This window comes from Alteromonas sp. ABV4_515 (assembly GCF_056160345.1).
Map to the genome: position 1 here is coordinate 1 of NZ_JBSWWZ010000023.1, position 775 is coordinate 775.

Genomic DNA, 775 nt, shown 5'->3' on the forward strand with positions numbered 1-775 from the left:
ATCCCAGGTTGAGCCCGGGGCTTTCACATCTAGCTTAACAAACCGCCTGCGTCCGCTTTACGCCCAGTAATTCCGATTAACGCTCGCACCCTCCGTATTACCGCGGCTGCTGGCACGGAGTTAGCCGGTGCTTCTTCTGTTGTTAACGTCACAGCTGGCAGGTATTAACTACCAACCTTTCCTCACAACTGAAAGTGCTTTACAACCCGAAGGCCTTCTTCACACACGCGGCATGGCTGCATCAGGGTTTCCCCCATTGTGCAATATTCCCCACTGCTGCCTCCCGTAGGAGTCTGGGCCGTGTCTCAGTCCCAGTGTGGCTGATCTTCCTCTCAGAACAGCTAGAGATCGTCGCCTTGGTGAGCCTTTACCTCACCAACTAGCTAATCTCACTTGGGCCTCTCTTTGCGCCGGAGCCTAAGCCCCGTTTGGTTCGAAAACATTATGCGGTATTAGCAGTCGTTTCCAACTGTTATCCCCCTCGCAAAGGCAAGTTCCCAAGCATTACTCACCCGTCCGCCACTCGTCAGCGAAGTGCAAGCACTTCCTGCTACCGTTCGACTTGCATGTGTTAGGCCTGCCGCCAGCGTTCAATCTGAGCCATGATCAAACTCTTCAATTAAATATATCGAAAAACTTTTATGAATCGTCGGTTGACACTCTTAACGAGTGCCCACACAGATTGTCTTGTTATACATTTTTAAAGAACAATGCTAAGTGCTTATTTAAAAGCTCTACTTAGCGGCTTCGAAGCTTTACCCCGAAGCGGGACGCG

At 50.8% G+C, this 775-nt stretch carries 1 rRNA gene; it reads right to left on the minus strand.

Annotation, left to right across the window (positions count from 1 at the left end):
- Positions 1-622 (minus strand): 16S ribosomal RNA (locus ACXAGX_RS20490); the annotation flags it as partial.
- Between the last annotated feature and the right edge of the window lie 153 nt (positions 623-775).